This window comes from Dietzia sp. HMSC21D01, from assembly GCF_001815995.1.
GTDB classification, from domain to species: domain Bacteria; phylum Actinomycetota; class Actinomycetes; order Mycobacteriales; family Mycobacteriaceae; genus Dietzia; species Dietzia cinnamea.
In genome coordinates, this window is the sequence record NZ_KV823892.1 from 24,606 (window position 1) to 47,964 (window position 23,359).

22 protein-coding genes and 1 tRNA gene are annotated in these 23,359 nt (G+C 70.2%); 8 read left to right on the plus strand and 15 right to left on the minus strand.

Annotation, left to right across the window (positions count from 1 at the left end):
* Positions 1 to 21 precede the first annotated feature (21 nt).
* Positions 22 to 1,572 carry a glycoside hydrolase family 13 protein gene (locus HMPREF3086_RS07945; RefSeq protein WP_070721204.1) on the plus strand — a complete coding sequence of 517 codons (1,551 nt, stop codon included), beginning with the start codon at positions 22 to 24 and terminating at the stop codon, positions 1,570 to 1,572.
* A 19-nt stretch (positions 1,573 to 1,591) separates the two neighbouring features.
* Positions 1,592 to 2,335: an SDR family NAD(P)-dependent oxidoreductase gene (locus HMPREF3086_RS07950; protein ID WP_070721207.1), complete on the plus strand. Its 744-nt coding sequence runs from the start codon at positions 1,592 to 1,594 to the stop codon at positions 2,333 to 2,335.
* On the opposite strand, the gene HMPREF3086_RS07955 is transcribed toward HMPREF3086_RS07950, so the two are convergent.
* The 8 genes from HMPREF3086_RS07955 to HMPREF3086_RS07990 form a co-directional block, all read right to left on the minus strand.
* Positions 2,332 to 3,510, minus strand: coding sequence for a site-specific DNA-methyltransferase (locus HMPREF3086_RS07955; protein ID WP_070721209.1), 1,179 nt, complete (start codon positions 3,508 to 3,510; stop codon positions 2,332 to 2,334). The genes HMPREF3086_RS07950 and HMPREF3086_RS07955 overlap by 4 nt on opposite strands.
* Complete coding sequence (locus HMPREF3086_RS07960; RefSeq protein ID WP_061917288.1) at positions 3,507 to 4,199, minus strand: DUF8185 domain-containing protein; 693 nt, start codon at positions 4,197 to 4,199, stop codon at positions 3,507 to 3,509. Before HMPREF3086_RS07960 ends, HMPREF3086_RS07955 begins: the two co-directional genes overlap by 4 nt.
* Positions 4,196 to 4,681 carry an acyl-CoA thioesterase gene (locus HMPREF3086_RS07965; protein WP_083324350.1) on the minus strand — a complete coding sequence of 162 codons (486 nt, stop codon included), beginning with the start codon at positions 4,679 to 4,681 and terminating at the stop codon, positions 4,196 to 4,198. Before HMPREF3086_RS07965 ends, HMPREF3086_RS07960 begins: the two co-directional genes overlap by 4 nt.
* Entirely contained in the window at positions 4,678 to 5,136 is a 459-nt protein-coding gene (locus HMPREF3086_RS07970; RefSeq protein WP_070721213.1) for an acyl-CoA thioesterase, read from the minus strand. Before HMPREF3086_RS07970 ends, HMPREF3086_RS07965 begins: the two co-directional genes overlap by 4 nt.
* The gene (locus HMPREF3086_RS07975; RefSeq protein WP_070721214.1) at positions 5,133 to 5,609 is read right to left on the minus strand and encodes an acyl-CoA thioesterase; all 477 of its coding nucleotides are present in this window, start codon (positions 5,607 to 5,609) and stop codon (positions 5,133 to 5,135) included. Before HMPREF3086_RS07975 ends, HMPREF3086_RS07970 begins: the two co-directional genes overlap by 4 nt.
* A gap of 5 nt (positions 5,610 to 5,614) precedes the next feature.
* Positions 5,615 to 7,288, minus strand: coding sequence for an energy-dependent translational throttle protein EttA (gene ettA, locus HMPREF3086_RS07980; protein ID WP_070721217.1), 1,674 nt, complete (start codon positions 7,286 to 7,288; stop codon positions 5,615 to 5,617).
* A gap of 125 nt (positions 7,289 to 7,413) precedes the next feature.
* Positions 7,414 to 7,929 carry a single-stranded DNA-binding protein gene (locus tag HMPREF3086_RS07985; protein WP_070721220.1) on the minus strand — a complete coding sequence of 172 codons (516 nt, stop codon included), beginning with the start codon at positions 7,927 to 7,929 and terminating at the stop codon, positions 7,414 to 7,416.
* Positions 7,930 to 8,095: 166 nt separating this feature from the next.
* Complete coding sequence (locus tag HMPREF3086_RS07990; protein ID WP_070721260.1) at positions 8,096 to 10,126, minus strand: bifunctional copper resistance protein CopD/cytochrome c oxidase assembly protein; 2,031 nt, start codon at positions 10,124 to 10,126, stop codon at positions 8,096 to 8,098.
* 108 nt (positions 10,127 to 10,234) lie between these two features.
* Between HMPREF3086_RS07990 and HMPREF3086_RS07995 the strand changes: the two genes are divergently transcribed.
* A tRNA-Arg gene (locus HMPREF3086_RS07995) sits at positions 10,235 to 10,307 on the plus strand.
* A gap of 176 nt (positions 10,308 to 10,483) precedes the next feature.
* Here the strand turns inward: HMPREF3086_RS07995 and HMPREF3086_RS08000 are convergent.
* The 4 genes from HMPREF3086_RS08000 to HMPREF3086_RS08015 form a co-directional block, all read right to left on the minus strand.
* Entirely contained in the window at positions 10,484 to 12,286 is a 1,803-nt protein-coding gene (locus HMPREF3086_RS08000) for an acyclic terpene utilization AtuA family protein (protein WP_070721223.1), read from the minus strand.
* A 65-nt stretch (positions 12,287 to 12,351) separates the two neighbouring features.
* Positions 12,352 to 13,731 (minus strand): tripartite tricarboxylate transporter permease, encoded by a 1,380-nt coding sequence (locus HMPREF3086_RS08005; protein ID WP_070721226.1) that lies wholly within the window; start codon positions 13,729 to 13,731, stop codon positions 12,352 to 12,354.
* On the minus strand, positions 13,728 to 14,234 hold the full coding sequence (locus HMPREF3086_RS08010; RefSeq protein ID WP_070721231.1) for a hypothetical protein: 507 nt from the start codon (positions 14,232 to 14,234) through the stop codon (positions 13,728 to 13,730). The genes HMPREF3086_RS08005 and HMPREF3086_RS08010 overlap by 4 nt, the downstream gene beginning before the upstream one ends.
* Positions 14,224 to 15,510 carry a hydroxymethylglutaryl-CoA reductase, degradative gene (locus HMPREF3086_RS08015; RefSeq protein WP_246830938.1) on the minus strand — a complete coding sequence of 429 codons (1,287 nt, stop codon included), beginning with the start codon at positions 15,508 to 15,510 and terminating at the stop codon, positions 14,224 to 14,226. The genes HMPREF3086_RS08010 and HMPREF3086_RS08015 overlap by 11 nt, the downstream gene beginning before the upstream one ends.
* A gap of 127 nt (positions 15,511 to 15,637) precedes the next feature.
* Between HMPREF3086_RS08015 and HMPREF3086_RS08020 the strand changes: the two genes are divergently transcribed.
* Positions 15,638 to 17,680: a helix-turn-helix domain-containing protein gene (locus HMPREF3086_RS08020; RefSeq protein ID WP_168169069.1), complete on the plus strand. Its 2,043-nt coding sequence runs from the start codon at positions 15,638 to 15,640 to the stop codon at positions 17,678 to 17,680.
* Here the strand turns inward: HMPREF3086_RS08020 and HMPREF3086_RS08025 are convergent.
* Both HMPREF3086_RS08025 and HMPREF3086_RS08030 read right to left on the minus strand, forming a co-directional pair.
* Positions 17,662 to 17,877, minus strand: a complete 216-nt coding sequence (locus tag HMPREF3086_RS08025; RefSeq protein WP_070721235.1) for a hypothetical protein — start codon at positions 17,875 to 17,877, stop codon at positions 17,662 to 17,664. The genes HMPREF3086_RS08020 and HMPREF3086_RS08025 overlap by 19 nt on opposite strands.
* Before the next feature lie 147 nt (positions 17,878 to 18,024).
* Positions 18,025 to 19,023 carry a TIGR03557 family F420-dependent LLM class oxidoreductase gene (locus HMPREF3086_RS08030; RefSeq protein WP_070721238.1) on the minus strand — a complete coding sequence of 333 codons (999 nt, stop codon included), beginning with the start codon at positions 19,021 to 19,023 and terminating at the stop codon, positions 18,025 to 18,027.
* 133 nt (positions 19,024 to 19,156) lie between these two features.
* On the opposite strand from HMPREF3086_RS08030, the gene HMPREF3086_RS08035 reads away from it, so the two are divergent.
* On the plus strand, positions 19,157 to 19,834 hold the full coding sequence (locus tag HMPREF3086_RS08035) for an HAD family hydrolase (protein ID WP_070721241.1): 678 nt from the start codon (positions 19,157 to 19,159) through the stop codon (positions 19,832 to 19,834).
* 18 nt (positions 19,835 to 19,852) lie between these two features.
* Here the strand turns inward: HMPREF3086_RS08035 and HMPREF3086_RS08040 are convergent, their stop codons facing one another.
* Positions 19,853 to 21,166, minus strand: a complete 1,314-nt coding sequence (locus HMPREF3086_RS08040) for an MFS transporter (protein WP_070721244.1) — start codon at positions 21,164 to 21,166, stop codon at positions 19,853 to 19,855.
* A 74-nt stretch (positions 21,167 to 21,240) separates the two neighbouring features.
* Here HMPREF3086_RS08040 and HMPREF3086_RS18485 point away from each other — a divergent pair, with 74 nt between their 5' ends.
* From HMPREF3086_RS18485 to orn, 3 genes are all read left to right on the plus strand, one after another.
* A complete protein-coding gene (locus HMPREF3086_RS18485; RefSeq protein WP_070721247.1) occupies positions 21,241 to 21,639 on the plus strand; it encodes a hypothetical protein in 399 nt (132 codons plus the stop codon).
* A 123-nt stretch (positions 21,640 to 21,762) separates the two neighbouring features.
* The gene (gene cmrA / locus HMPREF3086_RS08050; RefSeq protein WP_070721251.1) at positions 21,763 to 22,584 is read left to right on the plus strand and encodes a mycolate reductase; all 822 of its coding nucleotides are present in this window, start codon (positions 21,763 to 21,765) and stop codon (positions 22,582 to 22,584) included.
* A 45-nt stretch (positions 22,585 to 22,629) separates the two neighbouring features.
* Complete coding sequence (gene orn, locus HMPREF3086_RS08055) at positions 22,630 to 23,298, plus strand: oligoribonuclease (RefSeq protein WP_007626700.1); 669 nt, start codon at positions 22,630 to 22,632, stop codon at positions 23,296 to 23,298.
* Positions 23,299 to 23,359: the final 61 nt, after the last annotated feature.

Sequence of the window (23,359 nt, forward strand, 5' to 3'; positions counted from 1 at the left end):
GCCCGGCGAGCATGGGACGACATGGTCCTGTACCAGATCTACCCACGCTCGTTCGCCGACTCCGACGGTGACGGGACGGGGGATCTGCAGGGCGTCCTCGACCGCGTGGGTCACCTCGAGACGCTCGGGGTGGACGGGATCTGGCTCTCGCCGATCATGCGTTCGCCGGGCGCCGACCACGGATACGACGTCTCGGACCCACGGGACGTGGACCCGCTGTTCGGGAACGTCGCCGCCCTCGAGCGGCTACTGGAGCGACTGCACGCCGCGGGCATGGTGCTCATCATGGACCTCGTGCCCAACCACACCAGCGCGGAGCACCCGTGGTTCGCCGCCGCGGTCGCCGCCGGGCCGGGCAGCCCCGAGCGGGCACGCTACTACTTCCGCGACGGGCGCGGCGAGGACGGCGCCGAGCCGCCCAATAACTGGCCGTCCGTGTTCGGCGGCCCCGCCTGGACCCGCGTCACCGAGCCCGACGGCACGCCCGGGCAGTGGTACCTCCACCTCTTCGCCCCCGAACAACCGGACCTCGACTGGTCGCACCCGGACGTCGCCGACGATCTCGAGCACACCCTGCGGTTCTGGCTCGACCTGGGAGTGGACGGGTTCCGGATCGACGTCGCGCACGGCCTCGCCAAACCCGCCGACCTGGCGGACCTGCCCGACGACGTGGAGATCGCGCAGCTCGTCGTCGACACCCGTGACGCACGGTGGGACCAGCCCGGCGTCCACGATGTCCACCGACGGATCCGGCGCGTCCTCGACGACCACCCCGGCACCGCCGCCTTCGGTGAGGTCTGGGTGGGCTCGGTCGAGCGGTTCGCGCGCTACCTCCGGCCCGACGAGCTGCACTTCGCGTTCCACTTCGCCCTCACGGGCGCCCCGTTCGAGGCGGCGGCGATCCGGGAGGCGATCGACTCCACCCTCGAGGCCGCCCGCGTCTCCGGCGCCGCCCCCACATGGGCGTTGTCGAACCACGACGTCGTGCGCGAGGTAACCCGCTACGGCAACGGCGCCATCGGCACCGAGCGCGCCCGCGCCATGCTCCTCGTCGCGCTCGCCCTGCCGGGCATCACGTTCGTCTACAACGGCGCCGAACTCGGCCTGCCCAGCGACTACTCCATCCCCCACGATCGGCTCACCGATCCGACCTGGGAGCGCACCGCCCACGCCGAGACGGGGCGTGACCACTGCCGCGTCCCCATCCCGTGGGACGGCGACCGGCCGCCGTACGGGTTCTCGGACTCGCCGCGGACCTGGCTGCCGATGCCCGACGGCTGGGCGCCGCTGACGGTGGCAGCGCAGGAGGCCGACCCCCATTCCACGCTGGCGCTGTACCGGCGAGCGATCGAGATCCGGCGGTCGTGGCCTCCCGCGGGATCCTCGACGGTCGGGTGGGACGACAAACTTGACGGGTGTCTACTGTTTTGGCGCGAGGACGGCCCGGTCCTGTGCATGATCAATACAACGCGTCACGCGGTGCAGCTGCCCGACGGTGACGTGGTGCTCGCGTCGGGCCCCCTCGACGGGAGGAGACTGCCACCGGACACCGCCGTGTGGCTCCAGCGCTGACCAGTGAAGGGTTCGGGATATGCGACTTTCCGGTAAGACAGCCATCGTGACCGGAGGGGCCGGCGGCATCGGCCGCGGCATCACGCGCGCGTTCGTCGCCGAGGGAGCCCGCGTCCTGGTGGTGGACATCAACGACGAGGCCGGGGAGGCGCTCGCCGCCGAACTCGGAGACGCGGTGCGGTATCTGAACTCCGACATCTCGGTGGAGGCCAACGCGGAGAAGATCGTCGCCGCCGCCGTCGACGCCTTCGGCCACCTCGACGTGCTGGTCAACAACGCGCACGCCTCTCGTCAGGCCCCGCTGTTGCAGACCACCGGCGGCATGATGGACCTGTCGTTCAACACCGGCTTCTACCCCACGTTCTGGCTCATGAAGGCCGCGCATCCGCACCTGGCGGAGCGGGACGGCTCGGTGATCAACTTCGCCTCCGGCGCCGGGATCGACGGCAGCCCCACCCAGGCGTCCTACGCCGCCGCCAAGGAGGCGATCCGCGCGATCAGCCGGGTGGCCGCCAACGAGTGGGCGCGCGACGGGATCAACGTCAACGTCATCTCACCGCTCGCGCTCACCGAGGGCGTCGAGGCGTATATCGAGGCGAACCCGGGGATCGAGAAGAAGCTGCTCGCGGGCACCCCCATGCGGCGGTTCGGCGACCCCGAATCCGACATCGGGCGGGTCGCCGTCTTCCTGGCCAGCGACGACGCGTCCTACATGACGGGGCAGACGATGATGGTCGACGGCGGCAGCCTCATGCTCCGCTAGTCACCGGCCCGGAGCCTCGGTACCAGGACGTCGCGGACGGTGTCGGGGTTGCGTTCGACCACCACCCACCGTCGGCCCAGCCCGCGGGCGGCCACCGCTGTCGTCCCCGATCCGGCGAACAGATCCACGACCAGCTCGCCGGGTTCGGTGGCCAGCTCGACGATCCGCCGCATCAGCGCCTCCGGCTTGGGCGTGCGGAACCCGTCGACCCCGGCCGCCCGTAGCTCGGCGCGGGCGGTGTCGGTGGAGCCGACCTCCTGGGCCAGCCAGATCGTCTTGAGCTTCTTGATGCGGCCCAGCTCGAACCTGTCGCGCTGGTACACGTCCACGCGCGGGCCGCTGCGCCCCCGGACGGTGCGGCACACCAGGTCCCCGACGCGCTCGCGCGCCCGGTCACGCGACCAGCGCCACACCGCCGGGGTGAGGTCGCCGAACACCGGGAGGATCTCGACCAGGCCCGGGCCGGGCTCCACGGAGACGGCACCGGTCACGGGATCGCCGTAGAGCGGGTAGGTCATGGTGGGCGTGGTGCGCGGGTTGAAGCGCTTGTTGGTGTTGCGCAGCGGCAGGAGCCTGAAGCTGACGCCGTCGCCGTCCGTGAGCGGGAAGTCTGCGGGGTCGACCGCCGAGGCGACGCCTCCGGCGAGCCGCACGAGCTCGGGGTCGCGGGCGTACACCATGAGTCGGTCGTGGGACCCGGCGAAGAACCGGTCCAGCTGGCGGCCCTTGGGGTTGCTCTCCACCGTGAGGTCGGCGATGAAGGCGTCGACGCCGAAGATGTCGTCGAGCAGGCAGCGGACGCGGTGGGCCTCGGCGTCGTCGAGATGGACCCACACGGTCCCGGTGTCGGCGAGCAGGTCGCGGGCGACGACGAGGCGGCTCTCGATGTAGTCGAGCCACTCGAGGCGCGGCATGTTGTCGTGGTACGAGTCGAACCTGCCGCCGCGGTTGTACGGCGGGTCGAGGTAGACGAGCTGAGCGGCGCCGGCGGGCGCGAGGTCGTGCCCGGCCAGGGCGTCCGCGGACTCGGCGATCCGCGCTCCGTCGCCGACGAGGACGGCGCCGGCGTGCTCGCCGGGGAAGACCGCCTCGATCCGTGGGGGCGGCCCCTGCTCGGCGGGGGCCGGGACGCGTCCGCGCCCCGGCCACGAGACCGAGAAGCCCGGGGAGGTCACCGCAGCGGTTCGAGGGTGAGGGCGTCCGTGCGGCGGAACGCCGTGCCGTAGCGGGCGTCCAGACGCAGCCAGGCACCGCGTTCGCTCACCCGGACCGGCTCGCCCTCGGGGGCGCGGCCCGCCTTTTCCGGGACGAACCCGCACATCACCACGGAGAACACCGTGCGCATGTCCACGCCGACGGGGTGGTCGGTGTCCGCGCGGACGGTCAGCGCCTCCTGGTCGAGCAGCGAGGGCGGAAGTCCGGCCGGGCCGGCGTTCTCGCGCGCGGCCTCGCGCCCCGACTCGGTGAGGTCGAGGAACACCTGCGCGGGCACGTCCTCGACGCGGGTGAACCCGTCCGTGGGCGGCAGCAGCCCCTGCCAGGCGGAGACCAGAGGCATGCCGGGGTCGATGCGCCCCTCGAGGTCGCCGCGCTGCAGGACGTCGAGCTCGGTGAGCAGGTGGTCGGCGCCGCAGACGACGTCGCCACCGGGGCACGAACCGCCGAGGACACGGACGACGAGCGCGCCGAAGGGGGTGCGGCCCCACACCCGCATCCGGTCCCCGCTCGAGGTGAGCCGGACGACGGCCGCCTCGTCGAGCCGCAGGAGCCGACGCAGGAGGGTCCGCAGGTCGTCGCGGTCGGCGGGATCCGGGATGCGGATCACGCTCTCCCCCTGCGCCGGGATCGGCCCGGGCGCCGTCACGCCGCGTCCCCGTGCCGGAACTCCAGGAGATAGCCGCGCTCGTCGCGCGTGAGCCGGCGGGGTCGCTGGGTGACGAGGTCGAAGGCGGCGATGGTGGCGGTGCAGTCCACCTCGGGTGGCGCAGAGTCCGGAGTGGTGCGCGCGCGGACCTCGTGTCGCGCCACGAACAGAGCACCGCCGACCTTCTCGCACCACATCCGCACACGGATGGGCCCGTCGGCGTGGCGGATCTGGCCGCGGTACCTGACCGCCAGGTCGGTCATCACCGCGCCGGCGGTGAGCGTGGCGGTCGGCAGCCCCTCGGAGAAGAGCCACGGGATCCGCGCCTCCTCGATGAGGGTGATCATCCGCGCGTGGTTCACGTGGTGGTAGAGGTCCTGGTCCGACCAGCGGACGGGCATCGCCGAGGTATACACCCGACGTCCCGGCTCCCCCGACACGCCCAGCGGGCCGCCGGCCTCGTAGACGAGCTGGTCGGTCACCCGGCCGTCCCCTGGTCGGTGATCGCGGCCGGCTGCCGGGCGGCCTCCAGCACATTCCGGACCCCGGAGGGGATCTCCACCGCCGACGAGGTGGAGGTGTCGTACGCGACCATGACGACCCGCAGCGTGCAGCAGATCTCGCCCGCGGCGTCGTAGATCGTCTGTCGGATCTGGTACGAGGTGGTGCCGACGTGCTCGACCTCGATCTCCACGTCCACGGTCGTGGAGTCCCGCAGGACGGGCCGCAGGTGGTCGATCTCGGTCCGGCGGACGACCTGCGGGAGGTTCCCGAGGCCGAACGGCCCGAAGCGACTGCGGATGAACAGGATCCGCGCCTCCTGGGCGTACTCGATGTACTTGATGTTGTTGACGTGCCCGTACTGATCGAAGTCCGCCCACCGCACCTGCAGGGTGCAGCGGAACGTCCCGGCGTCCGTCGCGTCGCGTGATGTCATCCCGCCTCCTCCCGGTGTCCGAGCAGCGCGGCGCGCTCCTCGGGATTGATCTCCAACGTGGTGGTCTCGTCCGCCGCCGTCACCACCATGACGGTGTCGACGACCGCGCACGGCTCGGGGCCCGTGGACTCCGAGCCGATCGAGGTCCGCATCGTGTACGAGGTGCGGCCGACGCGCAGCGTCTGCACGTCGACCCACACCTCGGGCACGCCCATGGCGATGGTGCGACGGAAATCGATCTCCATCCACCGCGCCAACGCGACCGGCACCCGCGATCCCGCGACGTCGAACTTCTCGCGGAAGAACATCATCCGGGCGTCCTGGGAGAACTCCTGGAACCGCACGTTGTTGACGTGCGAGCCCACGAAGTCTGAGATCCGCAACGGGATGCGGACCCGGTGCACGGCGCCCGGCGCACCGCTCTCGGCCGGAGCCGGAGCGGTGCCCGTGTCGTGGGTGGTCGGGGTCGCCATCCGTGTCAGCCCCGGGTGAGCTTGCGGTGGGTGACCCGGCTGGGGCGGGCCGCCTCGGGGCCGAGACGCTCGATCTTGTTCTTCTCGTAGCCCTCGAAGTTGCCCTCGTACCAGTACCACTGGCCCTCGGCGACGTTGCCCTCCCAGGCGAGGATGTGGGTACAGGTGCGGTCGAGGAACCAGCGGTCGTGCGAGATGACCACGGCACAACCGGGGAACTCCTCGAGGGCGTTCTCGAGGCTGCCGAGGGTCTCTGTGTCCAGGTCGTTGGTGGGCTCGTCCAGCAGGATCAGGTTGCCGCCGACCTTGAGGGTCAGCGCCAGGTTGAGGCGGTTGCGCTCTCCACCGGAGAGGACGCCGGCCTTCTTCTGCTGGTCCGGACCCTTGAAGCCGAACGCGCTGAGGTAGGCGCGCGAGGGCATCTCGTTCTGGCCGACCTCGATGAAATCCAGGCCGTCCGAGACGACTTCCCACACCGACTTCTCGGGATCGATGTTGGCACGGTTCTGGTCGACGTAGCTGAGCTTGACGGTGTCGCCGATCCGGACGGTGCCGGCGTCCGGCTCCTCCAGTCCGACGATGGTCTTGAACAGCGTCGTCTTACCGACACCGTTGGGGCCGATCACGCCGACGATGCCGTTGCGGGGCAGCGTGAAGGACAGGTCCTTGATGAGGATCCGGTCGTCGAAGCCCTTCTGGAGGTCGTTGACCTCGACCACCACGTTGCCGAGGCGCGGCGGGGTCGGGATCTGGATCTCCTCGAAGTCCAGCTTCCTGTGCTTCTCGGCCTCGGCCGCCATCTCCTCGTACTTGGCCAGTCGGGCCTTGGACTTGGACTGGCGGGCCTTGGCGCCGGAGCGCACCCACTCGAGCTCGGCCTTGAGGCGCTTCTGCAGCTTCTGGTCCTTCTTGCCCTGGACCTCGAGCCGCTCGGCCTTCTTCTCCAGGTAGGTGGAGTAGTTGCCCTCGTAGGGGTGCAGCTTGCCGCGGTCGACCTCACAGATCCACTGGGCGACGTGGTCGAGGAAGTACCGGTCGTGCGTGACGGCCATGACGGCGCCGGGGTAGCTGGCGAGGTGCTGCTCGAGCCACAGCACGCTCTCGGCGTCGAGGTGGTTGGTGGGCTCGTCGAGCAGCAGCAGGTCGGGCTTGCTCAGCAGCAGCTTGCACAGCGCGACGCGGCGGATCTCGCCACCGGACAGGTTGGTGACCGGCGCGTCACCCGGCGGGCAGCGGAGCGCGTCCATCGCCTGCTCGATCTGCGAGTCGACCTCCCAGGCGTCGACCGCGTCCAGGTACTCCTGGAGGACGCCCATCTCCTCCATGAGCTCATCGGTGTAGTTGGTCGCCATCTCCTCGGCGACCTCGTTGTACCGCCGCAGCTTGACCATGGTCTCGCCGAGGCCGTCCTCGACGTTCTCCTTGACGGTCTTGTCCGGGTCGAGCTCGGGCTCCTGCAGGAGGATCCCGACCGTGGCCTCGGGGTCGAGGAATGCCTCGCCGTTGGACGGCTGGTCCAGGCCGGCCATGATCTTGAGGATCGAGGACTTACCGGCGCCGTTGGGGCCGACCACGCCGATCTTCGCACCGGGGTAGAAGGCCATCGTGACGTCGTCGAGGATCACCTTGTCCCCGTGCGCCTTACGAACCTTCTTCATGGTGTATATGAACTCGGCCATTCTACCCTCTCACCTGCACAAATAGGTCACATCACCGCGGGCGGGCCGCGGGCACGACCCCCATGTTACGTGTCCGCCCGCGGCCCCGGCGTCCCCGGCGGACGCCGCCCCCTCCCCCGGTGCGTCTACCCGCCGGCGACCCCCACGAACTCGCCGTCGCCGGCCGGTACCGCCCCCGCCGCGTCGAGGTCGTGCGACCCGATCTCCATCGCGTCCTCGTCCTCCTCGGACAGGCCGCGCAGACCCGACTCGCCGCCGTCGGTCGCCCCCTCCCCGGGCGCGTCCGGCTTGGCCCGGCGCACGGTGACGTCCATTCGGGACAGGTCCGGGCCCAGCGCGCTGACCCGCATCTCCAGATCGCGCATGAGGTGACCGTCGCGCTCGTACTCGTTGGTGAGCAACCGGCCGTGGACGATCACGCCGTCGCCCTTGCAGATCGACCCGGACGCCCGCTGCGCGAGCCGGCCCCAGCAGTTGGCCGAGAAGTACAGCGTGCCGCCGGTCTTCCACTCCCCCGACGTCCGGTCCTGGTAGCGGGTGTTGCTGGCCACCCGGAAGGAGAACACCTGGTCGTCGCCGACGCGCCGGGTGGTGGGGTTGGTGATCACGGTTCCGCGGACTGTGGTCTGGGCTTCGTTCATGGGCTCACTCCTGTCACGCTCGGCCGACCGTGCGCCGGCCTCGTGCTCTGCAGAGTGCCCCACCTCGTCGTCGTCACCCCTCGTTCCCACCGCGCGCGGTGGTCACCCTGTGGAGAGGGGGCGGGGTGTGGAGAGAAGGGGGTCGACGACGACGAGGTGCGCGACCTCAGCGCCGGCGGTCCGCACGGGACATCTCCGCGAGCATCTCGTTATAGGCCCTGAGCTCGGCGTCGTCGTCCCGGTCGGCCTGCCGCTCCCCGCGCCGCGCCTCGCGCATGTCGCTCTGGTACCACTGCCACGCCAGGGCCAGCATGACGATCACCAGCGGGATCTCCCCCATCGCCCAGGCGACGCCGCCGCCGACCCGCTGGCTCTGCAGCAGGTCCGGGATCCACGGCAGGCCGATGCCCGAGTACCAGCCCTCCGCCAGCACCGTGGGGTAGTTCATGAGCAGGATGCCGAAAAACGCGTGGAACGGCAGCGAGCTGAGCAGCACCATGAGCTTGTACATCGGCGAGAAGTGCCGCGGCGCCGCGTCCACGCCGATGATCACCCAGTAGAACAGGTAGCCACTGATGAGGAAGTGGACGTTCATGAACATGTGGCCCAGGTGCTCGGAGGCCAGCGTCTCGTAGAACCCGCCGAAGTAGATGATGTAGAAGCCGGCCACGAACTGCACCGACGCGACGATCGGGTGGGTGAGGAAACGCGAGATGGGGCTGTTGATGAACTCGACCAGCCACTCGCGCGGTCCCGGCGGGTTGCCCCGACCGGCCGCCGGCAGCGCCCGTAGCGCGAGTGTGAACGGGCCGCCCAGCGCGAGCAGGACCGGCACGAGCATCGAGATGATCATGTGGCCCACCATGTGGCTGGCGAAGTCGGCCATCATGAACATCCCCATGCCCGAACTGGTCGTGAGGAAGAGGATCACGCAGCCGGACACCCAGAAGGCGGTGCGGCCGGCCGGCCACGAGTCACCGCGCCGGCGCAGGGTGAACAGCCCCCACAGGTACAGGCCCAGCAGGATTACCGCGGCCAGGCCCAACACCAGGTCGAAGCGCCACGTGCCGAACACGGTGCCGAATCCGAACGGGCCGGGCAGCTCGAAGCCGAGCAGCGCCTCCTGGCGGGTGGGCACGTACAGCGGCGCCGGCGGCGGGGTTCGACCCAGTGATACGGACAGTCCGATGGTGCCCGCCATGATGACGGACTCGGTGAGGATGATCCGCAGCATCGTCGCGCGGTCCACCGGGGCGTTGGCGCCCTTGGACTCGATCCGGTTGATGACCCGGCGGCGCACCGCCAGGCCGAACAGGGCGAGCAGGCACAGCACGAGCGCCTTGCACACCACCAGTAGCCCGTAGGTGGAGGTGAACAGATCGGCGGGGTGCAGGCGCACGACCGCGTTGATGACGCCCGAGAGGCCCAGCGCGATGATCGCCACCGTCGCCACCGCCGAGTAGCGACGCAGGGCCAGGGCCACCCGCGTGCCGCCGACCCACGTGTGGGCGATCACCGCGACGAGCCCGCCGATGTAGAACGCGGCACCGAACAGGTGGATGATCAGCGAGTTGGTGGCGATGTCGTGCGCGGTGCTACCCGAGGCGTGGCCCGTGGCGGCCACCGGTAGCAGCGAGAGCGCGGTGACGGCGAGCCAGATGACCGACCAGCGCCAGCTCAGCGTGAGTCGCTGCCCGATCCCGGCGACGAGCGCGATGATCGCGGCCCACCGCCACGAGGACGCCACGTCGATCTGGTTGATCGCCACCAGCCACTGGTCCGGCGGCAGCGACTGGAAGAACGTGCGCCCGGAGACGTCGGAGAGGGTCAGCGGGATGAGCAGCGCCGCCGCGACCGCCCAGGCGATGTTGGCCCAGGATGAGATCTGCTGCATGCGGTAGCCGTCCACATCGAGCGTCTTGTCCTTCTGCGGCGGGGTGAAGAACGCCGCGAACAGGGCTGCACCCACCGCCACCGACGCGAGTAGTTCGCCGATGGACCGCAGCGCCGGCAGTCCGGCCGTGGTGAACACGCCCGGGTCGGGCACGCCCACCAGCTCCAGCGCGACGTCCCGCGACAGCGCGGAGAGCGGAATGACCACTGCGGCCGCCACCGCCGCGAGGAGCAGGACGAGCAGGACGATACTGCGGGTTCCGAACCGCCCGGTGGTGGCTGGAGCGGTCTTCGACGGCGTCATGACCACCATCGTAAGAACCCGGTCGTCCCCGGGCCGATTCGCCGGTGCCTGGACCACCCCCCGGATCGGCTACCATTCTCCCGGCGACGCACTCGCGGTGTGTCGTAGGCCTCCGTAGCTCAGTGGATAGAGCATCCGGTTTCTACCCGGCTGGTCAGGGGTTCGAATCCTCTCGGGGGCGCCCAGGTCAGAGCGCATTTCCGGCGCGGCGACCGCACCTCAACCGGTCGCCGTGCTCACTCTTTGCCCAAACTTCTTCTGCCGTAGTTCACCGAGTGCGTCCGCGACCGTGTTCACGACAAGAGCGCCCCGCACACTTCCGGGAAATGTGCGGGGCGCCCTTCTCGATAGCGCGTGTCAGCGCGGGTCGATGCTGTCCAGCACCGCCTGCGGCACCTGCACGTGGCGAGCCCGCAGGAATTCGCCGAGTCCCTTCGCCTGGGTATCCAGGGCCACGTTGCTCGCGGTGCCCAGACCGAGCCAGCCGGTGACGGTCACCCCGAGGGCGCGCAGGCTCGGGATGGCCCACAGCCGCAGCCCCGAATACTCCTCTGGCGGCAGCAGACCAGCAACGTTCTCGTGCGTCCACCAGTCGGTGAGGAACGCGTACGCCTCGTCGGTCAACGCCCAGATCCCCACCGTGGCGTTGCCGCCCTTGTCTCCGGAACGGCTGCCGGCAATCCTGCCCAGCGGGACGGACACCAGTTCCGAGTGCTCGACGGAGGATGCGTAGTTGTCGTCGTCGCCCCTCGTCGCCGCGCCGGTACCCACGACTGGCAGCGGGGTCTGTTCGGCGGGGGCGGCCTCGGCGGTGCGCTCGACCAGCCACGTCCGGCCCTCGAATGTCACCCGCTCGGGCACCAGCCGGGCATCGAGAAGCGTGGGCCAGAACAACTGACGCTGGCGCGCCCGATTCGGGGGCGAGGTGAGTGCCATACCCGGGAAACCGCCCAGCAGGATCTCCACGAGCGCCCGCGGGAATCGGTTGACCAGGGCATGGTCGGCGTCAGCCACGGCGATCCGCAGGATGCTCGTGCCCTGGTCGAGCGTGGCCGGGTTATCGACCTCCTCGCCGATGAGATTGACCACCACGTCGTCGAACGACTCGCGCCCGCGAGGGAACTCGGCCCACAGCTGGCGCAGGCAGTAGTCAGCCTTGGCGCGGCGCCGGTCGCCGGTGATCAGCACCGACATCTCGGCCGACCAACCGTGGTCGGCCACGATGCCAGCTTTGAGCGAAGCGGGCACGACCTCACCGAACGCCCCGCTCACGCGGACGCGGTCGGGTCCCGCCTGCTCCACCTCGAGGCGATCGAAACGCGCCAGGACGTCGGGGTTGGCGTAGTCGGGACCGTTTATCTCGTACAGCAGCTGCGCGATCACGCTCTCGCGCGTCACCGCTCCGCCGGTGCCGGCGTGCTTGGTGATGACGCACGAGCCGTCGGCCTCGATCTCCGCGATCGGGAAGCCCGGGTGCTCGGGCCGTTCGATCTCATCGAAGAACGAGTAGTTGCCTCCGGTGACCTGGGCGCTGCACTCGATGAGATGCCCGGCCACCACGCCACCCGCGATCTGGTCCAGGTCGGCGGGCGTCCAGCCGTGGTGGGCAGCGGCTGCGGCCACGATCGGCGAAGCGTCGGACACGCGGCCGGTGATCACCACGTCCGCGCCGGCCCGGAGGGCCTCGACGATGCCCCAGGCGCCCAGGTACACGTTGACCACGGCGGGGGTCAGCCCGGTCTCGGCGAAGGGCCGACCGGTGTCGAGGTGCTCGGCGGCCCAGCCGTCGGCCTGCAGCGCCTCGACGCGGTCCACCACATCGTCGCCGTCGACCACGGCGATCCTCACCTCGACGCCGCGCTCGGCGGCCGCGGCGGCCACCGCGGCAGCGCACCCGCCCGGGTTGACGCCGCCGGCATTGGCGATGATCTTCACGCCCCTCTCGCGACACAGGGCCAGGACGTCGGAGATCTGGTCCACGAACGACGTCGGGAAGCCGGCCTCGGGGTCGCGGCTGCGCTGCTTGGCGAGAATGCTCATGGTGAGCTCTGCCAGCCAGTCGCCGGTGAGGTAGTCGACCGGGCCGCCCTCGAGCATCTCGCGGGGGCCGGTCCGGCGGTCGCCGAGGAAGCCGCTGCAGTTGGCGATACGCACTGTCATGGGTCGGGTCCTTTCTTGAACAGGTCGCCCGGGGACCCGGCGCAAGGGTCCCCGGGCGCGGTGGATCAGAACAGGGCGAGGATCGCCGGCACGGTGAGCAGGGCCACGTAGAAGGCCATGAACTGCACGCCCGCGTGGAGCTTGAACGCGCGCGAGAGCAGGCCACCGACCAGGCCGACGGTCACCACCACCAGGACGCCGTAGATGCCGCCCTCCCACACCGCCACCATGAGGATGAGCGCGGTGAACGCAGCCACCACGGCCTCGTGGCTGACCTTGCGCATGACGAACGACGCGGCGGGCGCGGCGAACTTCATGGCCAGCGGGTATACGACGATCGCCGCGACCAGCACGCCGACCAGGCCGAAAACGAGGAACTCCCAGCTGGTCATGAAGGTGTGGAGGTTGGTGACCTCGCCCGTCTCGGTGTCCACGGTGAACCGCGGCGGGGCGTTGAAGAGCGGCGCCGCCGGACCCACGGACATCGGGCTCAGGGGTAGGCCGAACGCGACCAGCGGGATGAGCGTCTCACCCAGGTAGGTCGACTCGGTGGTGCCGTTCTTCACCGCCATGCGGGTGGTGAGGCGGTGGTAGGCGTTCTTGGGGAAGCGTCGGATAGCCTCGCCCACCATCACCGTCATGGCGACCGGGCTGAACACGAACGTGCTCGACGAGACCGCCGACGCCGCCGTGGTGAGGGCCACCTGGCGCTTGTCGAGGATCTTGAGGGGGTTGGGGAAGTACGACGACGACGAGGCCGACGACACCGACATGTGACGCGTCTCCACCTGATCCCGACGCGCCTCACGCCGGCCGGCCGGCGACGAAACCAGCAGCAGATCCAGGATGAGCGGCCCCGCAGCGATGCCGAGGAAGAAGCTCACGGTGAGGGTCTGCCCACCGAAGTCGGCGCCGATTGCACGCAGCCCCAGTACGAGCATCACGAACGGGATGATCACCAGCACACCGGCGAGGCGCGCCGGCGAGAAGTAGGCGATGAGTACGGTCGCGGCGAGGAAGATCCACGGCGCGGCCGAGGTGACGGCGTCGGCGAACGGGCTGAGCAGCCCGGCGATGCCCACGGAAACCGGGACGGAGATGAGGGCGGCGATGATGCCGCCGCTGATCGCCTTACGGAGCGCTATGTGTGGCACGCCGAGCCTGCGAAGGAAGTTGGCCTCCTCCAACAGGGGGATGGCCATGGTGTCGCCGGGGATCCCCAGCATCGTGGTGGGGATGGCGTGGGTGAGGTGCTTGGAGACCACAGCTGCGATGAAGAAGGCGAAAATCCCCACCGGCGGGACGCCGAGGAGCACCACGAGCAGGGTGATGGGCGTGATGGTGGCGGTCTCGTCGGTACCGGAGACCAGGCCGAGTGCGCCGAAGACGACAGCGGCGATCAATGCCCACAGCAGTGCGGTGGGCAGATCCTGGACGAGCATCATCGCGCGTCACCGTCCTCTGCGGCACGCTCGTCGGCCGCCCGGGCGGCGACGTTCTGCTCGGCGCTCACGAACGCGTCATACAGACCGAGTTCGCGCATCTCCTGACGAACTTCCTCGGGCACCGCGGAGGTGTCACCCAGTCCGCCGGGCTCCTCGGCGAGCTCGCGGAGGGTCTCCTCGAAGGTGGTGCTCTCGCCGGGCTCCTCGGTGGTGACGATCCGCTGCGGCGGGAACAGGCGGGCGTTGATCACGGCGGTGATCACCACGATCGCCAGGCCGATGAGCAGGGAGTAGGTCTTGGCGATCTCCGCGTCCTCCATCACCCGCGAGAGTAGGTTCTCGGCCACGAGAAGGCCGATGAGCGTCGCTGGGACGCTGATGAGCAGGGAGTATCCGAGGTTACGGGTCCTGACGGTCTCGTTCCAGACGCTGACCAGTTCCGGCTCGCCGTCCGCGGCGGTCGCACCCGTGTGCGAGCCCCGGGTCTCGGGGTTACTTGCCATCTCCGCGCACCTCTCCCAGGATCTCGGCGGCGCGCTCGGCGCGCACAGCCTTCTCGGACACCATTTTCTCCGCCACCTCGGTGATCTCCTCCGGGGTGACGGCACCGGCGGAGACGGCGACGTTGCGCGCGTGCAGCGACATGTGGCCGCGCTGGACTCCCTCGGTGGCGAGCACGCGCAGGCCGGCGACGTTCTGGGCCAGGCCCACGGCGACGATCACCTCGGCGAGCTCGGACGCGGTGGCCACGTCGAGCATTTTGACGGCCTTCTGCGCGCCCGGGTGCACCTTGGTCGCGCCACCCACCAGGCCCACTGCCATGGGGACCTCGAGCGAGGCCACCAGATCGCCGCTGGCGTCCTTCTCGAACCGGGTCAACGCGGTATAACGACCCTCGCGCACGGCATGGGAGTGGATGCCCGCCTCGACGGCACGGGTATCGTTACCGGTGGCCAGGACCACGGCGATGATCCCGTTGGTCGCGCCCTTGTTGTGGGTGGCGGCGCGGTACGGGTCGGCGTTGGCCAGTGCGGCGGCATGGACGATGTCGTCGACTATCTCCTCCCCACCCAGCTGCTCGGCGGAGAACACGGCGCGGGCGCGGGCCACGCGCAGGTCGGCCTTGTTGGACAAAATCCGCAGGACCGGGCGGCCCTGGGCCAGCTCGCCCACGCGCGCGGCGATGGCCTCTGCCATGGTATTGACCGCGTTGGCGCCCATGGCGTCGCGGACGTCGACGATGAGGTGGAGCACCACGTAGGTCTGGCTGGCGGCCTCGACGAGCTGCACGTCGATGTCGCGCACGCCGCCACCGAGGCTGACGAGCATGGGGTCCTGGGCGTTGGCGGCGGCGATGAGTTCGTCGCGGGCCTCGAACAGTCGCAGGCGGGCGGCCTGCGGGTCTGCCACGTTCACGATCTGCACCTGGGCGCGCATGATCGGCGCAGAGGAGCTGGTGGTGAAGCCGCCCGAGGCGCGGGCGATGCGGGCGGCATTGGAGGCCGCGGCCACCACGGAGGGTTCCTCGGTGGCCATGGGCACCAGCACGTCGCGGCCGTTGATGGTGAAGTTGGCGGCGAAGCCGATCGGGATGGGCAGGACGCCCACCACGTTCTCGATCATGTGGTCGGCCTGCTCGAGCGTCAGCGCCGTGGCGGGGTCCCACGCGCCGAAGTCGTCCGCATCTAGCGGCGAGTTGGCGGCGACGATCTCCCGCCGTTCGTCGAGGGTCAGGTCCTTGAGTCCGGGGATCCGGCTGTTCACCATGTCGTCAGTCACACCTTCGCTGTTAAACGGGCTCGCGCCCGGGACCTCGTTACCGACACCCCGACGCTCGTAGAGGCGACCTTATGACCGTGATCACAAGACGACAATGTGATGAGAGCCCTCCCGTACGGTGATTATTGTGATCTCCACACACGGCGACGCTAGTGCTGTACACCCGTCCGCCATCACCGGTTTACTCTCCGGGTTGGCCGAGGTGATCCCCGGCGAGGAGTTCGACGCCCGTCTGCGGGCGGTCGAGGCCGGGCTGGACTCGGAGGTAGCCGCGCGGATCCGGGCCGCCGCCCACGCGGCGCGGGCGACGGTCCGGACGGAACGACGCCGGGCCGCGCGCCTGCTCGAAGTGATCGAGTCCACGGGCGAGCTCGTGGCCGTCCACAACGTCGACGCGGTGCTCAGGGAGATCACCTCGCGTGCTCGCCGCCTGCTGAACTGCGATTACGTCTACCTCAACACCCCCGAGCCGGCGGCAGTCCCGGCACCGGATGGGCCCGGTTCCCCGGCCGGCGCCGGAGCCACCTCTGTCGCGGCCGCCGCCGAGCCGAGCTCCTATGCGATCAGGGCGTGGAGCGGCGACCTCGCCCCTGAGTTCCTCGGTATCCCGGTCTCCCCCGGCCTCGGGGTGGGCGGCGTGGTCCTGCAGACCGGCCAGCCCTACCAGGTCGCGGACTATGCCACGGCCCGCCCGGCGGACACCCCGGCCGACTACGCCGAACTGCTCGCCCGCCAGCAGATCTCCACCCTCCTGGCCACTCCCCTGGTGGTGGACGGCCGGATCACCGGCCTACTGTTCGCTGCCCGCACCCATGAAGAGAAGTTCTCCGACGACGAGGTGTTCCTCCTCTCCGCGCTGGCCCGCCACGCGGCCATCGCGCTACAGAACGCCGAGCTGGACGAACGCCGCGAACGTGCTCTGCGGGAAGTCTCGGTAGCCGCCGAACGGAGCGAGTCCAAGCGGGCAGAGGAGGAGCGCCAGTCCCGCCTCCACGCCCGCCTCAACTCGGTGGTCCTCGACGGCGCCGGCGTCTCCGAGGTCCTCGCCGCCGTCTGCGAGGAGGCCGCGACCGACGTCGCCTACGTCGACCGGGCCACCGGCTCCGCGGTGGTCGCGAGCACCCCGCCGACCTCTACCCCCGCCGTCTCCTGGAACCTGCCCGAGCCGTCCGTTCTCGCCGCCCCGCGCGGCGAGCTGCCGCGCCCGGAACTGCGCGAGGTGCAGGTAGGCCGCCGCCGGTGGGCGGTGATCGACGTGGTCGCCTACAGTCGCGCGCTCGGCCACCTCGTCGCCCGACCACAGGCCCTCGAGGACCCTGCGACGGCGCGGTTGCTCCAGTGGACCTCACAGGCGGTCGCACTGTGCCAGCTGTCCACCCAGGCTCTTGCTGACGCCGAGCGGCGGACCGCGACCGAAGTAGTCCGGAAGCTCGTCTCGTCGTCGTCGTCACCCGAGCTGCGCCGTAAGCTACATCGCTCCGGAATCGGTCCTGACGGGCTGCGGATCCTGCTGTGCGACTCCGGCGACCCCTCGCTCGAACGGCGGCTGACGCGGTGGACGGTGCGGCACAGCGGGATTGCCGCCGTCGTGGACGAGGTCGCGGTGGTTCTCGCCCCCGCCGGGCGCAGCGACTCGCTGGCGACGCTGGCCACCACGCTGTCCGAAGAACTCGGCGGGATCGTGGTGCTCAGCCGTGCCGTGGAAGAACTCGAGACCATTCGTCCCGAGTTCACCCGCACCCTCCGGTCGCTGCACCTCGCGCGTGCCCTCGGCTACGCCGGCGAGGTGGTGCGGGTCGAGCAGTTCGGGGTGTTTTCCATGCTGTTCACCGACCCCACCGCCGAAGACCTCGACGACTTCATCCGCGCCCAGGCCGGGCCGCTGCTCGACAGCGACAACCGCCACGGGACCGTCCTTGCCGCCACCGCGCTGGCCCTCCTTGACCACGCCGGAGGGGTTCGCGCGGCGGCCGCCGAGCTCGACGTCCATCCCAACACCATTACCCAACGCGCCGGCCGGATCGCACGCCTCCTCGGCCCGGGCTGGCGTGCGCAGCCCCGGGCATTCGAGGTGCACGCGGGACTCAAGCTCCACCGGCTGCGTGCCGAGGCTGGCCGGTGGGGCCTGATCGCAGGTCCCGGCAGAACAGGTCAGGCGATCTCCTCATAGGTCTGCCCCACGGGCCGGGAGAGCAGCCGGTCCGCCATCTCCGATTCCAGGACCTCGAGCCGGGTGTCCTCCTCCGCGGTTCTGTCTGTTCTGGCACCCAGGGCGATGAACTCCTCGGTCACCAGGCCGTCATCCCTCAGGTGCAGCAGCGCCACCCGGCCCCGGTACGTGAACTCCCACACGTACCGGGCCAGCACGCTTCCGCGGCCCGGCCCGCAGGGCCAGTTCCACAGCGTAGCGGCCGCCGGGCCCCGGGAAGGGGGTCCTCACCGTCACCTCGCGCCGCTCCACCGGGTGCGCGCCGTGCTCCCCATTTAGCCTCCCCGACGTCGGCGGGGCGGGCCTCACTTTCTATAGCCCGCGGCCTCTCGCAGCCGCGAGAGCAGCGGCTCGGCCGCCTCCTCGAGGAACCGGTCGAGGGTGGAGTCGCCGATCTGGATCAGCGCGATGTCGGTGTACCCGGCCTCCCAGTAGGGCCGGACCTTCTCCACGATCGCGTCGAGATCGGGCCCGCAGGCGATCTGCTCCCCCACGTCCTCGGGCCGCACGAACTGGGTGGCGGCGGCGAACCCGGCGGTGGTGGGCAGGTCGGAGTTCATGGCCCAGCCCCCGGCGAACCAGCGGAACTGGTCGTGCGCGCGCTCGACGGCGGCGGACTCCGAGTCGGGATCCCAGCTGATGGGAATCTGCGCGATCGCGCGGGCGCCGTCACCGATCGGGGGCTGCCCATCCAGAGCGTTCCACTTCTCGATGTAGCTGCTCTCAGGCTCGGTGGCGATGAGGTGGTCGCCGAGCGGACCGAAGCGCGCGAGCGCCTTCTCGCCGCCGGCTGCCACGCCGATCGGCACGCGCTTTTCCGGCAGGTCCCACAGGCGGGCGGAGTCCACGCGGAAATGCTCGCCGGAGTATGTGACTAGGCCGCCGTCGAAGAGCGCGCGGATGATCTCGAGCGCCTCCACGGTCATCTCGTGGCGCTCGTCGACCGACGGCCAGCGCTGCCCCACGACGTGCTCGTTGAGGTTCTCCCCCGCGCCGATGCCGAGCATGAAACGACCGTCGGACATGATCTGCATCGTCGCGGCCTTCTGCGCCACCACGGCCGGGTGGTAGCGCAGGATCGGGCAGGTCACGTAGGTGCAGAGGTCGACCCGTTCGGTGACGTGCGCGACCGCTCCGAGCACGCTCCACGCGTACGGCGCGTGCCCCTGCGAGCTGAGCCAGGGGAAATAGTGGTCCGAGGCCACCTCGAAGTCGAACCCCGCCTGCTCGGCCTTGGCCGCGTAGCGCACAAGTTCCTTGGGGCCGGACTGTTCGGTCATGAGGGTGTATCCGAATCGCGTCATGCCTATCGATCGTGCGCGCGGCCGTCCCGCAATGCCACCGGTCCCCGCGTCGGATCGACGCCGCCGCACGTGCCTGGCTCCCCACACCCCCAAGCGGTTGCCGCCCGGCGCGGGGCGCGGCACCGTCGAACACATGACTACCCAGCGCGCTCTCCTCCTCGACGTCGACGGCACCCTCGTGGATTCGACCTACGTGCATGTCTGGACCTGGGTCCGCGCTCTCGTCGAGGCCGGTGCGCCGGTGCCGTTCGTGGACGTCCACCGCCGCATCGGCAAGGACGGTTCGACGATCGTGGAGGAACTGCTGGATATCGCGGGGATCGACGACGACGAGAAGCGCGACCGCATCGCGGGCCGGGCCAAGGACCTGCACAGTGAGTACTACGCGGGCGAAGCCGAGGCGTTACGCCTGCTTCCCGGAGCCCGCGAACTCGTGCGCGGCGCCAAGGAACAGGGGTGGATCACGGTGCTGGCCACGTCCGCGCCGCCGTCGGAGTTCTCCAGGGCCCGCGAGGTACTCGACATCGACGACTACGTGGATGCGGTGACGACGGGCGAGGACGTCGACCAGGCCAAACCCGATCCGACCATCGTGGCGATCGCACTGGAGCGCTCGGGCGTCGACGCCGCCGACGCGGTGATGGTCGGCGACGCGACGTGGGACGCGATCGCGGCGACCAAGCTCGGCATCCGCTCGGTGGCGGTGCGTACCGGCGGGATCGGCGACTCCGAGTTCCGCGCCGCCGGGTTCGCGGAGATCGTCGACGACGCCGCCGCGGTGCTGGACCTGCTGAACGCCGGCCGGCTCTGACCGCACTCCCCAGCCCTTTCAGCCTGCGGGCTTCGCGTCCTCCCAGGTGCTCTCCGCCTCGGCGCGGCTCGGGGTGCGCACCGGCAGCAGCAGGAGCAGCCCCACCAGCAGTACCAGCCCGATCCCCGCGATGCCCGCGCGGTCGGCGGAGAAGGCCCACGTGAACAGCCCGAACAGGGCAGGGGCGAGGAACGAGACCGCGCGCCCGGTGGTGGCGTAGAGGCCGAACATCTGACCGTCGCTGCCCGCCGGCGCCAGCCGGGCCAGGAACGACCGCGACGCCGACTGCGCCGGCCCCACGAACAGGCACATGAGCAGACCGAAGACCCAGAACACGTCGAGGCCGTCGACGAACAGCAGGACGGTCATGGTCGCGATCATCGCCACGAGCGAGCCGATGATCACCGCCTTGGGGCCGACCCTGTCGTCGACCCGGCCCGCGGCCGCCGCCCCCGACGCCGCCACCACGTTGGCGGCCACGCCGAAGATGAGAACGTCCCCGGGCGCCAACCCGTAGACCGTCACGGCCAGGATCGCCCCGAAGGTGAACACCCCGGCCAGTCCGTCCCGGAAGATCGCGCTCGCGACGAGAAACTTCACGGTGCGCGGATCCCGCTGCCACAGGCGTTTCAGATCGGCCCAGAGAATGCGGTACGACGCGAGGAAGCCGGGCTCGTCGTCGTCGACCTCACCTGCGGCCCCACGGGCAGCGGCCGGGCGGTGCTCCGGCACCGCCCGCAGCACCGGCAGCGCGAAGAGCGCGAACCACACGGCGGCCAGGAGGCACACCAGGCGGACGTTCATGCCTCCATCGGTGGTGACGCCGAGCAGCCCGCGGTCGGGGCCGTCGCCGGCGATGAAGCCCAGGAACGCCCCGAGCAGCAGAAAGATCCCGCCGAAGTAGCCCATCGCCCATCCGAAGCCGGACACCCGGCCGACTGTGGCGGGAGTCGAGACCTGGCGCAGCATCGCGAAGTACGACACTTCGGCGAACTCGAAGGTGATCGATCCGATCGCCAGCAGGGCGAGCCCGATGAAGAACCACGGGTACGGGGCGTCCGCGTCGACGAGGAACATCAGCGCGGTGAGCAGCACCGTTGCGTAGGTCCAGATCGCGAGCGACCGTCGACGCCGACCGCCGCGGTCGGCGCGCTGCCCCATCACCGGCGCGGTGAGCGCGATGACCAGCCCGGCGACGGCGACGGAAATCGACAGCCACGTCGCGGCCGACAGCGGTCCGTCGAGGTCCGCGCCCACCGAGTCGGTGAGATAGACGGAGAAGACGAAGGTCACGATCACCGCGTTGAACGCCGCCGACCCCCAGTCCCACATCCCCCAGGCCAGAACCCGGCCGCGTGGGGTGGCCGTCGCCGCCGCCGAGGGCGTCGCCGGGGCCGGGGGCGCAGGTGAGAACGGCTCGGGGTGGTTCGACTGGTTCACACCCGTCACGCTATCCGGCCCGCCGCGGCGCCACGCTCCCGACGCCGTCGGATCGGGATGGGACCCTCGGCCTCGGTGATCCCGCGGCCGTCGAACTCGACGCCATCCAGCAGGGTCAGGATCGCGCGCGTCTCGCCGGTCACTACGGCACCGTCGACGGATTCACCGTCCTGTCCGGCGAGACAGAGAACTGGACCGCCACTCTGAGCGTCCCGAGCGGGGAGCGGACCGACTTCGACGCGGCCGCCCTGTTCACCTGTCAGCAGGACGACCAGTGGTACGCGTTCGCCGGCTTCGAGGACGTCGACGATGACGACGACAACGGCGGCGGCGGATCGCTCAGCATGGGCTCGCTCGGGAGCTGACCCCCCCGCTCCCGTCCAGCCCTCCGGCGGCCCGCGGCGAATGACGTTCGCCGGGGGCCGCGTCCCGCGCTCCGGCCGGTACGCTCAGCCTCGGTCCGCCAGCCCGAAACCCCGAGGAGTCCCATGTCCCTGCCCACTCCCACCACGTCGAACCGAGCAGTCGTCACCGGCGCCTCCTCCGGGATCGGCATGGCGCTGGCCACCGAACTCGCACGGCGTGGACATTCGCTCATCGTGGTCGCCCGGAGCGAGGGAATCCTGCAGAACCTCAAGACGCGGCTCGAGAGCGAGTACGGCGTGAGCGTCGACGTCCGCCCCTGCGACCTCGGCAGCCCCGCCGAGCGCCAGCCCCTGCTCGACGAGCTGGCCACGCGGGAGATCTCGGTCCTCTGCAACAACGCCGGCATCGCCACGTTCGGACCCGTGGCGTCGCTGGACCCCGCATACGAGAAGCAGCAGATGCAGGTCAACGCGGTGGCCTGCCACGACCTGGTCCTGGCGGTCCTGCCCGGCATGGTCGAACGGCGATCGGGAGCGATCCTCAACGTCGGATCGGCGGCCGGGAACATGCCGATCCCGAACAACGCCACCTACGCCGGCACCAAAGCGTTCCTCAATACCTTCTCCGAGTCCCTACGGGGTGAACTCATCGGCTCCGGCGTCAACGTGACCCTCCTCGCGCCCGGTCCGGTGCGCACCGAGGAGATCGCCGAGGAGGACAAGACCTTCGTCGACCGCCTGGTCCCCGACCGCCTGTGGGTCGACACCGAGTACACCGCCCGCGTCTCGCTGGATGCGCTGGCCCGCAACAAGATGCGCGTGGTGCCCGGCCCGCTGAGCCAGGCCATGTCCGTGGCCGGGAACTACGTCCCGCGCGGGATCATGGCGCCGATCGTGGGCAGGTTCTACGCCAAGCTCGGCGAGGGACAGCAGGGCGGGGCCTGATCGGCCGACAGCAGCCGGGCCGTCCTGCGGCGATATAGTCGAACGATGCCCGAGTCGACCTCCGCCGAGACCGCTGCCCCGTCGTCGTCACCGACGCCCCACCAGGAATCCAAGAACGACCGCATCGTCTGGATCGACTGCGAGATGACCGGCCTCGACACCACGAACGACAAGTTGGTGGAGATCGCGGCGCTGGTCACCGACTCCGACCTCAACGTGCTGGGCGAGGGCGTCGACATCGTCATCCACGCCTCCGACGCCGCGCTCGACGCCATGGTGCCGGTGGTGCGGGATATGCACGCCTCCTCCGGCCTAACCGAGGAGATCCGTAGGTCGACGGTGACGGTGGCCGAGGCCGAGAAGGCCGTCCTGGACTACGTACGGGCGTGGGTGCCGGTGGCCGGGTCCGCTCCCCTGGCGGGCAACTCGATCGGCACCGACCGCGGCTTCCTCGCCCGCGATATGCCCGAGCTCAACTCCTACCTGCACTACCGGATGATCGACGTCAGCTCCATCAAGGAACTGTGCCGCCGGTGGTACCCCCGCATCTACTTCGGCCAGCCCGAGAAGGGCATGTCCCACCGGGCCCTGGCGGACATCAAGGAGTCGATCCGCGAGCTGCAGTACTACCGGGCCACCGCGTTCGTCCCGCAGCCCGGGCCTACCAGCGACGAGGTCAAGAAGGCCGCCGCCGAGCTGCCCGCGGTCGAGTAGCCGCGACCTGCGGATTTCCCGGCGAGGCCACCTAGAGGGTAAAGTCGTTAGCGCTGTCCGC